This window comes from Hoeflea sp. AS60 (assembly GCF_038900115.1).
GTDB lineage: Bacteria > Pseudomonadota > Alphaproteobacteria > Rhizobiales > Rhizobiaceae > Hoeflea.
In genome coordinates this window covers 345,755-360,947 of record NZ_JBBMQP010000001.1, presented here as the reverse complement: position 1 = coordinate 360,947, position 15,193 = coordinate 345,755, and the positions used below count along the sequence as shown (strand labels likewise).

The window sequence follows — 15,193 nt, the reverse complement described above, 5'->3', positions numbered from 1 at the left end:
GGTTATTTATCTCCGGTGGAGCGAGCAGGCGCCGATACATCGCGGCGGACAGCGGCGATGAGGTGCATGACAGTCTGGGCGAACATGACGACAACGCAGATCAGCACCATGATCTTGAGCAGGGCCGGCGTTGGCGGGTTCCACGATGTTCCGGTGCCCTCCAGATGGATTTCACCCGTGGGTGTGTGGGTGGCTTTCCACGACATGATCCAGGCCGCATAGGCAAGGCCTGCAAAGAACACCAAGGCGATGAGTGAGTTGACGATGTCGAACCAGCGACGACCGCTCGGTGACACAGCGTCATAGAACATGCGCACGCGAATATGTTTGTCGCGAGCAAGGGCTATGGGTCCGCCAACCAGGAATATTCCGGCAATCAGAAAGGTGGTGCTTTCGTGGGCCCAGAACGTTGGCGCATCGAAAACATAGCGCGATATCACCTCGAAAACGGTGACCAGGAAAGCCAGGAAAATGGCCCAGGCAAAGAACTTGGTGGAACCTGCAACGACCCGGTCCAATTCGCTGCGGATCTCCAAATCGTCGCCTTCTGTATGATCTAGCAGTTCTAGTTTGTCGGCCATTTGCCCCTCCCGGCATACGGAACCCCGCGCCCTGACGACCTATCGCCGGGCGCGGAGTATTCTGGTCTAGAGCAGGTTGCGGCCCTGCAGATAAGACGTCACCGCATCGTAGTAACGCTGGGTCATGTCGGACTTGGCAGCCCAGATTTTCCACTCGTCCTGTGCGATGCGACGGAACTTCGCGCGTTCGTCTCCCGACCAGTTGATGATCTCAATCTCCGGATTTGCCTTCGCCGTGTTGACGGCCTTGGCATCGAGGAGGCGCACAGAGTAGATGTGATCAAAGCTGAACTTGTCGACAGATGCATTCAGTACTGCCTTCAGGTCTTCGGGCAGGCCATCCCAGATGTCCTTGTTGATCGAGATGTCGATCAATGGCAGCGAGTGAAAGCCTGGATAGAGTGGGAAGTGGGCAATATCGTTCATGCCCAGTGCCTGGTTGGTGGCAAACACCGTGTTGTCCGCGGCTTCAACCACACCCTTGTCGAGCGCGGAGAAAATTTCCGAGCCTGGAAGGGCCACCGGAGAGGCGCCGGCCTTGGAGAAGATTTCAAACACCATGCCTTCAGGGGCACGCATCTTGACGCCCTTGAGGTCATCGACGGTGCGGATCGGCACGCTCGAAACGAAGGCTTCTGGCTCTGTTGCTGCTGGGCCGATAAAGTGGACGCCGTAAGGCTCGACGAGTTCCGAATACAGCTCGTTTCCGCCGCCGGACTGCATGAAACCGAGCAGTTCGAACGGATCGCTCCAGGCGCCGACAAGGTTGCCCATCATGGCGAATGCGGGATCCTTGCCTGCAAAGTAGCTTGGATCGGTCATGTGGCCCTGAAGAATGCCGGAGCCTACTGCTTCAAGCGTATCGGTGTGGGGCACGACGGAGCCGATTGGCAGGATTTCGATACTGATCCGCCCGCCTGAAAGTACACCGACGTTTTCTGCCCATTTCTGCTTGTTGATAAAGCCGGGCTCACCGGCTGTTTCCGAAGTCTGGAACGTCCAGTTGTAGTCCGCGGCCAGCGTGGCGCCGGTTAGCGCCAGAACCGAAACGGTTACAGCGGCCAGTCCGGCAAGCTTGTTGATAAAACTCATCTCTCTCTCCCATTGGTTAATGCGTAACAACAGACCGGGAGGTCCTCCACCTGCCCGGTTCGCTGGCAGATGATGTGCATGGATCGCGTCTGTGATCAACAATGCAACATTACTTTTCATCATTTTTCGCGTAAATTGTCATACCACAGGATGTGTAAGTGACTCTTTAGCGCTTATTTTTCAGACGCTTCTTGCCATGCTGGCGGTGATATGCTGAATCTGGTCCTACAAAACTGAATGAGCCTTGACGCTCGTTCCTCAGTTGGAGACGCCGAATTGGCCATTGAAGCCCCCTTGAAAACCTCGCCTCAAGCGCGCTCGGCAGTGGAGCGACTGGTGCTTGAAATCAGGGCGATGATCGACAGCGAAGTGCTTCGGGTGGGCGATGCCTTGCCTACGGAACGCGAGCTTTGTGAGCGTTTTTCCACCAGCCGCAACACGGTGCGTGAAGCGATGCGCATGCTCAAGGCCTATGGTGTGGTGGATGTCCGGCCCAAGGTCGGGGCGACGATCATCGACAATCGTATGGCGCGTGCGCTTGATCTGTTCTCGTTCAATACGATCGAGGTCTCACGCAAGACCTTTGCCGACATCCAAGGTTTTCGAACTTTGATAGAGGTCAATTCCGTCGATGCGATGTTCGACAAGGTCACTGACGACCACCTGGAAACGTTGAATGCAGCCAACAGTGCAATGGGGAGTGCCGAAACAATCGCTGCGGCCTCGGAGGCTGATTTCAACTTCCATGTCGGATTGGTCAGCATTCTCGACAATGCAGCGCTGATCGAGATCTACCGGATCATGAAACCGGTTATCATCCGCATCATGGAGAAAGGAAAATCTCGGCAGGATTTTCGAACCAGCACCGTTGAACAGCACAATTCGGTGGTTGAAGCGCTGCAGATGCGTGACCGCATCAGCTACCAATACTCTTTGCAGTATCACCTCAATATTGGCTTCAACACTTTCGGCTAAATCTACCGAAAGCCGCGGTGCGAAAGCGGTTGGAAACTGGCGTTCTTGCCGTCATTTTTGGTAAACCACCGAAAATAGGCGTGAAAGGGGGCCGCCTTCTCCTGAAACGAGCCCGATATTTGGGCGACGCCCACCCGGACGTTTTGCCGGCAGCTTGCAGCCTTTCGAGCAAGGCTGCGGAGTAGTCTTACAAATCCGTAAGCTGCCGGACATTATCCCCCAATGAACTGTCCATAGAAACGGTCTGGCGACGGCAAGGGGCGCTGCCTCTCAGCCGCCGATTCGTTCACAGAGAAATCCTCGGTCCGCCTTGTGGATCGGTGGGTGCCAGGAGAGTTGCAATGTCACATACACAGATGGAGTCGGGCCAACTGCTTGCCTCCGAAACATCCGCCTTCAATCGTGTTCCACAGGTGACAGTCGATTTCTGGCTGGTCAAACTGCTGGCTGTCACCGTCGGGGAGACAGCCGCGGACTTCCTCAACCTGAACCTTGGGTTGGGGCTTTCTGCCACCTCGGTCATCATGTCAGGCTTTCTGATTGCGGCGCTATTGCTGCAATTTTCACAGCGCAAATATGTCCCTTGGGTCTATTGGCTCGCCGTCGTCCTGATCAGCGTTGTCGGAACACTCATTACGGACAACCTTGTCGACAACCTCGGATACAGCCTTGAAGCCTGCACGATTGGCTTCAGCATCGCGCTCGCCGCGACATTCGCGGTCTGGTATGGGATCGAACGGACGCTTTCGATCCATTCGATCTATACCGCGCGGCGTGAGGGTTTCTATTGGCTCGCCATCCTTTTCACCTTCGCGCTCGGCACAGCCGCAGGCGACCTTCTGGCCGAAGGTCTTGGGCTTGGCTACTTGCAGGCCGGGCTCGCCTATTGTGCAGTCATTGGAGCAATCGCGGTCGGCTTTTATGTCTTCAAGCTTAACGGCATCCTCTGCTTCTGGCTCGCCTATATCCTGACCCGCCCGATGGGCGCATCCTTTGGCGACCTGTTCTCGCAGCCCGTCGCTGATGGGGGGCTGGGTTTTGGTACCATCGTCACAAGTCTGCTGTTTCTGGCTGGTATCGCCGCGGTGGTTATCTACATGCAGTTCAGCCACGGTGGTGACGAACGGGTGAAAATCACCTCGAACACTGAGTAGCTGCGTTCGCAGCTTTGCCGGACAAGCCTGTCGAATGCTCATATAATTGAACGCGAACCAACAAAATCCAGACTGCATTCGTTGTCGCACTCTGGTGCGAACCGGATAGACCTATCGAGCCTTGGGGAACCCGAAATGCGACTGCTGCTGATTGAAGACGACGCGAAACTGGCGGACTACGTCTCCCGCGGATTTAGCGAAGCTGGGCATCTGTGCGATGTGCTGGATAATGGCCAGGATGGTCTCTTTCAGGCAACACGCGAAACCTACGATGTCCTCATCGTCGACCGTATGCTGCCAGGCCTTGACGGGTTGTCGATGGTCAAGGCAATTCGCGCCGCAGGAAACAAGACGCCGCTGATATTTCTTACCTCGATCGGCGGGGTGGATGATCGCGTCGAAGGCCTGGAGGCGGGTGGCGATGACTACCTGGTCAAGCCATTTGCCTTCTCCGAGCTGGCTGCCAGGGTTGCTGCCCTGGCCCGGCGGCCTGCCTTTCAAACCGAGCAGACGGTACTCAAGGTTCATGATCTGGAGCTTGACCTCATTCGCCACCGGGTTACGCGCGCAGGGCAGCAGATCGACTTGCAACCGAAAGAGTTCATATTGCTCGAAGTTCTGATGCGCGCTGAAGGCCGGGTTCTCACCCGCACAATGCTGCTTGAGCGCGTATGGGACTACCATTTCGATCCTCAGACCAGCGTTGTCGAAACCCATATCAGTCGCCTCAGGAGCAAGATCGACAAGCCCTTCGACGTGGCCTTGCTGCATACCGTGCGCAGCACCGGATATTCCCTAGATGCGCCACGTTAGTCTTGTCCGTTCAAGCGGGTTTCGCTTGGCGATGACGTTTTGCGCCCTGTTTCTGATTGCCAGCATCATTGCCGGGACCACCGCATATTCGGTTATCCGCGAGGAACTGGTAAAGCGCCATCAACGCGTGCTGGGCGAGCAGTTCGATTTTCTCGTCTCGGCCTATGGCGGCGGTGATATCGAGAATCTGAGGCTCACAATCGAGGGCCATTCCCGCGTCTCGCGCAACAAGGACAGCGTTTTCCTGTTGCAGGATTTCGCTGGCAAAAAGCTTGCGGGCAATATCACCACGGTTCCCGGCAGGACGCTCGAAGGTCAAGCCGCGGCAAGTGCTTTGGGGATTGAAGCCGACTATACCTATTTCGTGAAACAGGGGGAAATAGGCGAATATTACCTGACCATTGCCACCAGCGCCGAGGATATCAGCGAACTCGAAGAGATCATGCTGCTGGGCGCCGCATGGGCGGCTGTCGTGCTTCTGGCCATATCGCTGGCAGGCGGAATGTTTCTCGCCCGAAGTATGGATCGGCGCATTGCGCGGATCCAGGACGGTCTGGAGCGGGTTTCAGACGGGGATTTTTCGACACGCATCGCGACCAGCACCCGCGGCGACGATATCGACACTCTGACTGACATGATGAACTCGGCGATCTCACGCCTTGGCGCCTCGGTCGAGGGTATGCGCCAGATCAGCAATGACATTTCGCACGATTTGAAATCACCGCTGGCGCGGCTCCGCATCACAGTGGAACAGGCCGCTGAAAACCATGCGCGGGGGATTTCTGTTGCTCCCGAACTGGAAGAGGCCACCGCGGAAACTGATCGCATCATCGCCACGTTCGACGCTTTGCTTCGTATCGCGCAAATTGAGACAGGGGCGCGCAAGGCCCGGTTCGCGAGCACCAATATTATCGATGTGGTGACCGGTATCACCGATTTCTACCAGACCTCATTTGAGGATGCTGGCATGGGCCTGAACGTGAACTTGCCAGCCATGATCCCGCCGATCGTTGGGGACAAGGAATTGCTGACCCAGCTCATCGCCAACCTGCTCGAAAATGCCTTGCGACATTGCCCCTCTGGTGCACGCATCGTTTGCGCAATCGCCCTGCAAGACGATGCAGTGGTTCTGATGGTTTCCGACAATGGGTCTGGCATTCCCCTATACGAACGGGACAAGGTGTTGCGCCGTCTTTACCGGCTGGAGAAAAGCCGAACCACTCCGGGGTCGGGATTGGGCCTCAGCCTGGTCAAGGCAATCTCGGACCTGCATGGCGCAAGCCTGTCGCTTGAAGACAACGAACCGGGGCTGCGCGTTGTTGTCCGGTTTCCATTGGCTGCAGGTGGCGGCGCTGCTACAGGCTTGCGCTGATGCCACCGTGGTCTTGTTTCGCTGGTTGAATTGGCGCATTGCGGTCGCACCCGCTTGCCTTCTGGAGTCTGAAATTGGGTCACTATCTGCAGCCGATTGTCGATTACATCGGCAACCATCCCAACGGTGCGCTTGCGATCGTTTTCCTGATGGCAATGGGCGAAGCAATCTTCGTGCTTGGGCTGTTTGTGCCCTCTACCGTCGTCCTTGTTGGCGCGGGTACATTGGTCGGTATGGGCAAGCTCGGGTTCGTGCCGATCTTCACCGCTACCGCACTGGGCGCAATCGCCGGTGACGCGATCTCCTACTGGATCGGGCACACCTACAAGGAGCAGATCAGGCAGATCTGGCCCTTCAGCCGGTACACCGGGATGCTCGACCGTGGCGAAGCCTACTTCGCCAGACACGGCGGCAAAAGCGTGTTTATTGGCCGCTTCATCCCGGGGGTAAAGTCCGTTGTTCCGGGCATTGCCGGGATTGTCGGCATGAACCCCATACGCTTCACCATCATCAACGTGGTGTCGGCCATTGCCTGGACCGCTTCCCATCTTCTGCCGGGGATCGGAATCGGCAGAGGCATTGATGTGGCAAGTTCCGGCAACCCGCGATTGCTCGAGCTTTTCATTCTGTTGCTGATTTTCGCAGTGGTGGCCACTTACACAGCCAAGTTCGCCTTCGGTTGGCTTCTGCCTCATGCAGAACGCTGGCGCGTCAAACTCGGGGACGCCTTGTCGCGACGGTCGGTGCCGGGCGCGCAGTTCTTACGGCGACTGCTCCTCAACGAGGAAAACATCGCCGTTCCGTTTGCATTCTTTGCCTTGGCGCTTCTGGGTCTCTCCGGTTTCAGTTTGATTGCGATCGAGTATTTCGCCGACCCCGCTTTTGTTCGAGCGGATGAATCCATCAGCGGCTATCTGCAGTCGTTGCGCACGGAGCCTTTTGACAGGCTCATGGTCGGTGTGACGATGCTGGGCGACGGCGTGGTGCTGGGCCCCATGGCGGCGGCCGTGTTGGCTGTATTCCTGTGGCACAGGAGGTGGCGGCTGGCCGGGGCGCTTGCGACGGCATTTGTCAGCGCCGCGTTGTTTGTCCCTCTGGTCAAGACGTTCATTCACCGTGCGCGACCAATCAAGCTCTACAATGGCGCGGACAGCTACAGTTTCCCCAGTGGCCATGCGACCCTGTCGGCTACGATCATAGGCATGTGCGTTCTTGTGGTGGCTCGAGACCTTCCAGCACGCGCCCAGAGGGTCATCTACATATTGGCAGCTGTCGCGATCGGGCTGATTGCATTCTCCCGTCTCTACTTGGCAGCGCACTGGCCGAGCGATGTCGGAGCAGGCCTAATGTTCGGAGGCTCATTGGTGTTTGGTCTGGCCTGGCTACTCCACAACCGTTCTTTTGCCCCTGCATCCAACCGTGCCGCCATCGTCGCACTTATCTCGTTGATGCTGGTTTACCCGCTGCACCTCTATTTGAACTATACGACGGCAGCATCCAATTACGCCATCAGAGCGGATCAAACGGTCATCAGTCGCCAGCAATGGCTTGCCGAAGGCTGGACCGGTTTTCCGCCTCGGCGGGTGTTGCTCGATGGCGATTATGGCGAGCCTATCCTTGTCCAGACCACTCTCGGTATGCCTCAGTTGGTTGGTAGCCTGACCCAATCCGGCTGGGCCGCCAGACATGCAGGGCAACTTGCCCGCCTGGTCGATTCAATCCTGCCAAGTCATCGACCGCTTGATGAAATGTCCGTCTTGCCGTTGACCAACCGTGGCCATCCGCCAATCGCTGTCTTTACCCGCGTTGGGACTGAGGTGGCGGCATCACGGCAAATACTTCGGGTATGGACGTCGGGGGCTTCGGTATCCGGGGATGGAAAAGAGACGCCCTTGCTGCTGATCTCTGTGACAGCAGAGACCGCCGGTCCGTTGGGTTTTGGCTTCGCTCTCGCTGAGGCTTCGCCTTTGGCTCCCGCTGAAAACGACGCGTTGCGTTTGGAGATCGCCAATTCACTCGGTGGATCTGTGACCTCTGTCAGCAGCGAAGATACCCGCCAGTTGCTGGTCGATTGAGACGTCGCTTACAATGAAAGCCACCGCTCGATATCGAGCGGTGGCTTTTCTGCCTGCTGAACGGTGCGGTCAAACCACTGCTTGCCGAGACGCCGCAGCGTGGGCGCATCCTCCATGTTCAAATGTTATTCCATGAACCAGCCATGGCTGACCACCAACGACTGACCGGTCAGTGCATTTGTCGGGAACGCAGCAAAAATCCATGCGACTTCGGCAACGTCCTCCACGGTGGTGAATTCCTGGTCGACGGTCTGACCCAGCATCACCTTGTTGACGACCTCTTCTTCGGAGATGCCGAGTTCTTTCGCCTGTTCGGGAATCTGCTTTTCAACAAGCGGCGTCTTCACAAACCCCGGGCAGATGACGTTTGCACGCACACCATGCGCTGCGCCTTCCTTGGATATCACGCGGGCAAGGCCAAGAAGGCCGTGCTTGGCAGTGACATAGGCTGATTTCAGCGGGGAAGCTTCCTTTGAATGGACCGACCCCATGAAGATCACCGAGCCGCTGCCGGCCTTGTACATGTGCGGCAGGCAGGCCTTGGTGGTCAAGAATGCGCCGTCGAGATGGATCGAAAGCAGTTTCTTCCACTCGGCGAAAGGAAAGTCCTCGAGCTTGTGAACAATCTGGATGCCTGCATTGGAAACCAGCACATCAATCCTGCCCCAGGTGTCGACCACCTTTTGAACGCCGGCGTCGACCGCCGCTTCATCGGTGACGTTCATTGCCAGGCCCATGGCCTTGCCCGGGCCCATGGCGGTCAGTTCATCCGCTGTTGCCTGGGCATCTTTGAGTGCGAGATCTGCGATCACCACCCAGGCTCCATCGGCAATGTAGCGCTCTGCGATTGCCCGGCCGATGCCGCGTGCCGAACCGGTGATGATGCAGACTTTGTCGGTGAGGTTCATGTCATTTGCTTTCTATCGGTTTGTTAGGAGCCAGAGACCACATTTCGGTCAGGCTCAGGTTTTGTGAATAGTGATGAATAAGCGCCAGGCCGGCGTGGCCGATCAGATAGGCCCAGACGAGATTTGCCAGCAGGCTGTGGATCTCGAGGTCCCAACCGACTGCGGTCGCTGTCTGGGCGCCAAACCATGATGCGGCGAAGTAGACCGAACCGGTGACCGCCATGGCCGTCATCAGCAGAAGGCCAAGACCGTGCACTGCCGACGCCAGGGGATTGTGATCGTGGTATCCGGGCAGGCGCAGTTTTCTGAGCGCGGAAATGTGTGCTCTCAGATCATTCAAGAGAGCACTGCGGCGATCAGAGACAAGCCATGGAAACAGCGCGCCGCGGTCAGTGCCGTGGTTTCTGACCATCATGACACTCCAGAACGCGAAGGCGAAGATCAAGGCAGCAAGCCCGACATATTGATGAGTGGCGAAAAGCCAGTCTCCTGGCCTGTCGCGGTGCGGGCCTTGCATCACCAGGCTCAGAGCGAGATTGGCGATGATGGTGATTGCCAAGCCGGCGTGGACGATGCGGGTGGAGAATGTGTGCCGGCTCATGTTTGGTCCATTCTCAGATAGTCGTGCACGACTTCACCCAGCCCCAGGGTCAGGTCGGCAAGAATGTGGGTCGCGGAAACAATTTCCAGAACGGGCAGTTCGGCGACTGGTGCAAGCGCATGATCGAACAGTTCAAGTCCCGCGGGTCCAGTCCAGGCGCCCTTTATGGTAATGTCTTCCAGACTGTAGCTCACCAGTTCGCAGATGCGCGGTGTGCAATCGACATGCGGAATGATCTTCAACAGGTAGCTTGGCTCTTCCATCGCAGTCCTTACGGTTTCGAGGTCGAGCGGGTTATGCTTGTAGCCCATTGTGCCATTTGCGATGCGCAATGAGCCATAATCCAGGGTGCCCACGAGGGTGTCCTGCTCTACCCGGAGGCACGGGGCTGCCAGCTTTTTGGGGAAGCCCCAAATCTCCCGGCCGCCAGCGATTGGCGCGTCATCATTGAGATACATCGAGTGGACATAGCCACCCTTCCTGCCCTTGAACGTGACCGGGATGACCTGTCCGGACTCCGTATAATCACCAAACCCGGTTGAATCCGGCATCCGGATGAACTCGTACTTCACGATGGCTTCCCCAATCTCCAACGGTTCGGGGACGACTGCGCGAAGTGCATCACGATCAGTCCGGTAAGTGATGATCATGTATTCACGATTGACAAACCGGTACGGTCCCTTCGGATAGGAAGGACTGGTGAGCGGCATCGCAAACGCCGTGTTTTTGACGTCGAGAATTTTCATTGGACTGGTGTCCTATTCAGTGAGGTCAAAGACCTGAAAACCGCCTTCCGGACGGCTGCGGGTGGTCCAGCTACTGGAACGAATTCCCTGCCGCACGCTCTTGCGACCCAGGTCCCAGTGTTCCTCAACCGACTGGCGTGAGAACTCGTAATCCTTGGAACCGGTTTCGTAGCGGGTATCCCTTCGAATGATATGGGCGATTGTAATGGCCGCTTCCCGGCTGATTCTGGCCAGCCGCCGGGCGTGCTCAGTGCCCGAGAGCTCTTCGGGCAAGCTTTGCAGCAATTGCCGTGCTTCGAACCTCAGCTCGTGAAGTGCACGAACATGGTCTGAGTTGAAACGGGTCCGGCTTGAAAAACGAATGTCCTTCTCGCGCGCATTGATTTCAGCAATCGACTTTGGAAGTTCGCCACGGGCTCTGAACACATCCACCTGGAAAATGCAGAGATCGCCGCCTGGATCCGAGTATTCCATGACGTAATCGAGCGGTGTGTTCGAGACCAGACCACCATCCCAGTAGTAGCGGCCATTGATTGGAACCGGCGGAAATCCTGGCGGAAGCGCTCCGGAGGCCATGACGTGATCGGCCGTAAGCTTTTCGTTGCGGGTGTCAAAATAGGCAAAATTGCCCGATTGCACATCCACCGCACCCACGCTCAGTCTCGGTGCGTCGCTTGAATTCAGGTAGCTGAAATCCACAAGCCCATTGAGCGTATCTCGCAGCGGGGATGTATCGTAGAAACTGACATCCTCCGGCCGGGAACTCGCCCCAAACAGCAGATAGGGAAGGCGCGGCTTGAAAAAGCCGTCAATACCAAAAGCCATCCCCCAGTCTGCGGCTGCTTCGTTCATCAGACTGCGTGTGCTGTCCTCGGCAAACGGAGTCCGTGCCAGCAATGACGAGGATGTCATTTCCCAGAATTGCCGCAACTTCGAAACCCGGTTTTGCTTCAGGTTGCCAGCGATGATCGCGCCATTGATCGCACCGATCGAAATACCCGCAATCCAGACAGGCTCATATCCGGCTTCGCTCAGCGCTTCATAGGCACCCGCCTGATATGCACCAAGTGCGCCACCACCTTGCAACACAAGGACTGAACTTTCATTTTCCAGTGATTTCAGTGACATGACTAACCCCATTCCCGGTAGGCGTTGAGGTCGAAATTGCCCAGAGCCTCTTCGTCGTTGTCCCAGTAGCCGGTGAAAGATTGGGAATGGACATTTCCGCCCCCGGCCAGGACCATCAAATCGAGGGCCTTTGCCTCGTCCGCGTCCCTCTGCACATCCACCGTCACCAGCAGATCCCCCAATGCCAAATGCTTCGCCAGGAACTCCGCGCGATGTCGTTCGATGTATTTGCTCAGGATCACGCCAATTCCCGCGCCAGCGGCTGCCGCAGCAGCGCCCGCCGCAATGGCGAGAGCCAGCGTGCCGCCTGTGGCAACAACAGCAAGCCCTGCACCGGCGCCGCCAATATAGATCGGCGCACCGATAGCGAGTTTTTCGTCTCCCTCGACTTCATGCCGGTCGAGATATATGGCTTGCGGGAATGCAGCTGCATTGTCTGGAGAGGTCCTGGCTTCATATCGATGGGCAAGTTTCGCTATGACAGTGTCATGGGTCGCGACCATATTGATGGCGTCACGGGGAATTCCGTTTTCTTCGAGCAGTGCCACCGCGCGTTCGAACGCGATGGCATCGTGAAAATGCGCCACGACCTGGCGACGCTCATATGGCGCTGGATCTTTGTAAGCGTCGGACATGGTTCGAGTTCCCAATATGTGTTCGCCAAAGCGGGAGGCGGTGCTCAGGCGGCTTGGTCGGTTGTGCTTCCTGCAGTCAGGTCGGCATGGGTCTGGTCAAAGACCGCTCGGGCGTGGTTTTCAGCATCCGTGTCGAGATTTGTGCGCAGTAAGCGACCGCCATGCTCGCCCAGCTTGGCGATAACGCGGTCTGTGGCGGTGTTTCGTGCCATCATGAAAAGGGCGGCCTGACCCGGGTTCAGGAGTGACGATACGTCCTTCATGAAATCATCATTGATGCCGTAGTCGGTCAAAGCGCCTGACAGTCCGCCTGCGGCTGCGCCGACGGCCACCCCAAGCAGCGGATGCAAAAAGAGAAGTCCCATCAGCAGGCCCCAGAAAGCGCCGCCGCTTGCGCCCAAGGTCCACATGTTGACCATTTGATTGAGGCTGATCTTGCCGTCCTTGTCGGCCACGGCAACAACCGCATCCGAGAGTTCGACAAGGTATTCTTTCGACATGCCGTAGAGCGCGGTGCGGGCGGCTTCGGCCGATTTCTGGTCGTCATAACCGACGACGATAAGTTCTGACATTTTCGTTCTCCTGTGAGTGTGAGTGTTCGCCGTGGACACGGGTTACCGTCCGCCAGCTTTTCCAGATTGCTCGTTGCGACGCGCAGCATCACCGGGGGCGATGCTCTCTCCATCGGAGCCGTCTGGCGTTGTTCGCTTATGCAAAAAGATGCGGGAACAGACCGATCAAACCGGTCAGGATCAGAAATCCCGCCACGGTGTAATTGAGGGTTCTGGGAACCAGCAAAATCAGCAGTCCTGCGATCAGGGCGATGAGTGGTTGGGCGATCAATCCATATTGTACGGTCATGTTCGGGTCCCTGATGTATTCGACAAGACCGCTTCAACGATCCGAGGGCAGGTATAACAAGCGCCTTTGTCTTTACGTTTTCGCGAGATTTACATATTTGTAAGATCGGTGTTTTGCTGCGCGGCAAGCGCAAGACTCACCAATGTTCAGGTCACTGCTAGATGCGGATCAGACACTCAGGTTGAACTGAAAACGGAGCCCTGTTGCGGGCTCCGTGTTGTTTCCGGGCAAGCCGTTTGGGGCCTTATCCGGTGGCGCCCTGAACCGGGACTTCGTCAATATTGAACGACTGCGTGACGATCGAGTCTTCAACGGCCTTCAAGGCAAGGTTCGCCTCATAGTACTGCTTCTTGGTGATCAGATTGCCGGCGTCGGTCACATGCGAGAGGCTGGCCTTCGCCGGGATGAACGCGCCGGAAATGGTCACATCGATATTGGCAAGCTTCAGCTCATCGACAGCCTTCTTTGATTCGCCCTTGGCCAGGTGTTCATTGGCCGTCTTCAGGCTCGCCTGCTTTTCGGGTGTCGGCTTGAATCCTTCGGTCAGCGCCATGGATGTGTCGAACGGCACATAGGCGTCGTTGGTCAGCGTCGGGGTGATCTTGTCGACCTGGAAGTCCTTCATCTTCTCATTCGCGGTCTGAAGATCGGCTTGCGCTGTCTTGACCAGATTGGCGGCTGCATCCGGAGAGCCGTTGAAAATCGCCAGGCGGGCGCCGTGGATTTCGCGCAAGGCGCTGTACGCCTCGTCCATCGTTTTGATGATGGCCTTGTGTTCAGTTGCGTTCAGCTGCGCATCAACAGCCTTGGTTTCCTGTGCCGCAGTCTGTTCGGTCGTGGCCTTCGCTGCGTCTGCTGCATGGGCGTAGTTCGCCCCGATGATTGGCGTGGTGGCCAGCAGAGCGGCCATTGTGGCGGTGAGGATTTTCGATTTGGTGTTCATTTTCTTTCTCCACATTTGCAAGCCCGGTGTGGACTTGTTGAAGAGATACTGCGCTCTGAATTTTGAGCAGACTTTTCGCCAGTCTTACAAATTTGAAAGTTTGGCTTCTGTATCCGCAAGGGGGAATATAACGCGAACCACAAGGCCGGGCTCGTTGTCGTCAAGCTCGATGGTTGCGTCGTGGCGCCCAGCGATTGCTGCGACGAGCGCCAGTCCGAGGCCCGTGCCGGGCGTGGACCTGCTGCGGTCCAGCCGCTCGAAAGGCTCCAGTACCGCTAGCCGCTGGCCAACAGGAATGCCGGGGCCGGTGTCGCAGACTTCAACAACGCCGCCGCTGTCAGTGGCCTTTACCCGCAAGGTTATCGTTACGCCTTTAGGGCAATGATTGGTGGCGTTCTCGATCAGGTTGACCAGCATTTGCCTGACCATTCGTGTGTCGGCGAACACCTTCAGTGGAGGACCCGGATGCGTTTCAACGATGAGAGTATCACCGTGATCTTCCGCGACCGGGGCAAAGATCTCACCCATTTCGATGACAAGCTCGCTGAGCGAAATCATCGAAAAGCCTTCCTGGCCGGCGCTTGCTCTCAATCTGGAAATCCGCAGGGTTGTGTCGAAAATCTCGGTCAGGTTTTCGATTTCGGCCTGGGCGTCAAGGAGTTTGGCAGCGGTGAAGGAGGCATCCCCTGCCGCCAGTGCATCATCAAGCAATATGGAAACGCGATTGAGCGGTGAGCGAAGGTCGTGGGCAATCGCATTAATTGTATTCTTGTTGCTTTCGACGACATGCTTCAAGTGGTCCAAATGCCCATTGATCAACCGCGCCGCCTTGTCGAGTTGTTCTGAACCTCTGCCCACAACTACGCGCGCGTCGAGATCGCCACCGGCAACTTTTTCGAGGGTGCCCGTCATGGCTTCGAGTTTTGCGAATGTTTGCCGACTGATGCTGTAACTGACCAACATTCGAATGACCGCAGCCGCGGCGGCTGTGGTCAACACGGTGAGGAGCAGGACTCTGAGCACGTTGGTTATCGGCGTCAGACTGCGGCCGACGGCCACTGTTTTCCCACCTTTTATCACCTTGCTGGTGATCAGATAGGTTCCATTCGGTTCCGGATACAGGCCTTCAAAATCCTTGCGCATCCATCCTGGGACTTCCGGTGGAGCCTTCAGGTTGCCCGCCAGCCTGACGCCTTTTTCATCAAAAAGACCAAACAAATTTGTCGATGCGAAATTGCGCGGATCGCTGAGGAGACCAATTTTTGCAAGCGCATCAGGGCCTTCGTCCTGGTAAATGCGCTCCATCAGC

At 56.9% G+C, this 15,193-nt stretch carries 16 protein-coding genes; 5 read left to right on the top strand and 11 right to left on the bottom strand.

Going from position 1 to position 15,193, the window contains the following annotated elements:
- Positions 1–2 precede the first annotated feature (2 nt).
- Together WNZ14_RS01635 and WNZ14_RS01630 are read right to left on the bottom strand one after the other, a co-directional pair.
- Positions 3–581: a TRAP transporter small permease gene (locus tag WNZ14_RS01635; RefSeq protein WP_342866871.1), complete on the bottom strand. Its 579-nt coding sequence runs from the start codon at positions 579–581 to the stop codon at positions 3–5.
- 66 nt (positions 582–647) lie between these two features.
- Entirely contained in the window at positions 648–1,673 is a 1,026-nt protein-coding gene (locus WNZ14_RS01630) for a TRAP transporter substrate-binding protein (RefSeq protein ID WP_342866870.1), read from the bottom strand.
- A gap of 276 nt (positions 1,674–1,949) precedes the next feature.
- Here WNZ14_RS01630 and WNZ14_RS01625 point away from each other — a divergent pair, with 276 nt between their 5' ends.
- The 5 genes from WNZ14_RS01625 (at position 1,950) to WNZ14_RS01605 (ending at position 8,062) form a co-directional block, all read left to right on the top strand.
- Positions 1,950–2,648, top strand: a complete 699-nt coding sequence (locus tag WNZ14_RS01625) for a GntR family transcriptional regulator (RefSeq protein ID WP_342866869.1) — start codon at positions 1,950–1,952, stop codon at positions 2,646–2,648.
- A gap of 341 nt (positions 2,649–2,989) precedes the next feature.
- Complete coding sequence (locus tag WNZ14_RS01620) at positions 2,990–3,802, top strand: hypothetical protein (protein WP_342866868.1); 813 nt, start codon at positions 2,990–2,992, stop codon at positions 3,800–3,802.
- Between the two features lie 135 nt (positions 3,803–3,937).
- The gene (locus tag WNZ14_RS01615; protein WP_342866867.1) at positions 3,938–4,615 is read left to right on the top strand and encodes a winged helix-turn-helix domain-containing protein; all 678 of its coding nucleotides are present in this window, start codon (positions 3,938–3,940) and stop codon (positions 4,613–4,615) included.
- On the top strand, positions 4,602–5,987 hold the full coding sequence (locus WNZ14_RS01610; RefSeq protein WP_342866866.1) for a HAMP domain-containing sensor histidine kinase: 1,386 nt from the start codon (positions 4,602–4,604) through the stop codon (positions 5,985–5,987). Before WNZ14_RS01615 ends, WNZ14_RS01610 begins: the two co-directional genes overlap by 14 nt.
- A gap of 74 nt (positions 5,988–6,061) precedes the next feature.
- On the top strand, positions 6,062–8,062 hold the full coding sequence (locus WNZ14_RS01605; RefSeq protein ID WP_342866865.1) for a VTT domain-containing protein: 2,001 nt from the start codon (positions 6,062–6,064) through the stop codon (positions 8,060–8,062).
- Positions 8,063–8,187: 125 nt separating this feature from the next.
- Here the strand turns inward: WNZ14_RS01605 and WNZ14_RS01600 are convergent, their stop codons facing one another.
- The 9 genes from WNZ14_RS01600 to WNZ14_RS01560 form a co-directional block, all read right to left on the bottom strand.
- Positions 8,188–8,970 carry a 3-hydroxybutyrate dehydrogenase gene (locus WNZ14_RS01600; protein ID WP_342866864.1) on the bottom strand — a complete coding sequence of 261 codons (783 nt, stop codon included), beginning with the start codon at positions 8,968–8,970 and terminating at the stop codon, positions 8,188–8,190.
- 1 nt (position 8,971) lies between these two features.
- Positions 8,972–9,571: a cytochrome b/b6 domain-containing protein gene (locus WNZ14_RS01595; RefSeq protein WP_342866863.1), complete on the bottom strand. Its 600-nt coding sequence runs from the start codon at positions 9,569–9,571 to the stop codon at positions 8,972–8,974.
- Positions 9,568–10,317, bottom strand: a complete 750-nt coding sequence (locus WNZ14_RS01590) for an acetoacetate decarboxylase (RefSeq protein WP_342866862.1) — start codon at positions 10,315–10,317, stop codon at positions 9,568–9,570. The genes WNZ14_RS01595 and WNZ14_RS01590 overlap by 4 nt, the downstream gene beginning before the upstream one ends.
- A gap of 12 nt (positions 10,318–10,329) precedes the next feature.
- Positions 10,330–11,445, bottom strand: a complete 1,116-nt coding sequence (locus WNZ14_RS01585; RefSeq protein ID WP_342866861.1) for a patatin-like phospholipase family protein — start codon at positions 11,443–11,445, stop codon at positions 10,330–10,332.
- Positions 11,446–11,447: 2 nt separating this feature from the next.
- Entirely contained in the window at positions 11,448–12,080 is a 633-nt protein-coding gene (locus tag WNZ14_RS01580; protein ID WP_342866860.1) for a hypothetical protein, read from the bottom strand.
- A 44-nt stretch (positions 12,081–12,124) separates the two neighbouring features.
- Positions 12,125–12,652, bottom strand: a complete 528-nt coding sequence (locus tag WNZ14_RS01575; RefSeq protein ID WP_342866859.1) for a DUF1269 domain-containing protein — start codon at positions 12,650–12,652, stop codon at positions 12,125–12,127.
- 136 nt (positions 12,653–12,788) lie between these two features.
- Positions 12,789–12,941, bottom strand: a complete 153-nt coding sequence (locus tag WNZ14_RS01570) for a DUF3096 domain-containing protein (protein WP_342866858.1) — start codon at positions 12,939–12,941, stop codon at positions 12,789–12,791.
- 244 nt (positions 12,942–13,185) lie between these two features.
- Positions 13,186–13,884, bottom strand: a complete 699-nt coding sequence (locus WNZ14_RS01565) for a YfdX family protein (protein ID WP_342866857.1) — start codon at positions 13,882–13,884, stop codon at positions 13,186–13,188.
- 84 nt (positions 13,885–13,968) lie between these two features.
- Positions 13,969–15,189: a HAMP domain-containing sensor histidine kinase gene (locus WNZ14_RS01560; RefSeq protein ID WP_342868480.1), complete on the bottom strand. Its 1,221-nt coding sequence runs from the start codon at positions 15,187–15,189 to the stop codon at positions 13,969–13,971.
- Positions 15,190–15,193 lie beyond the last annotated feature (4 nt).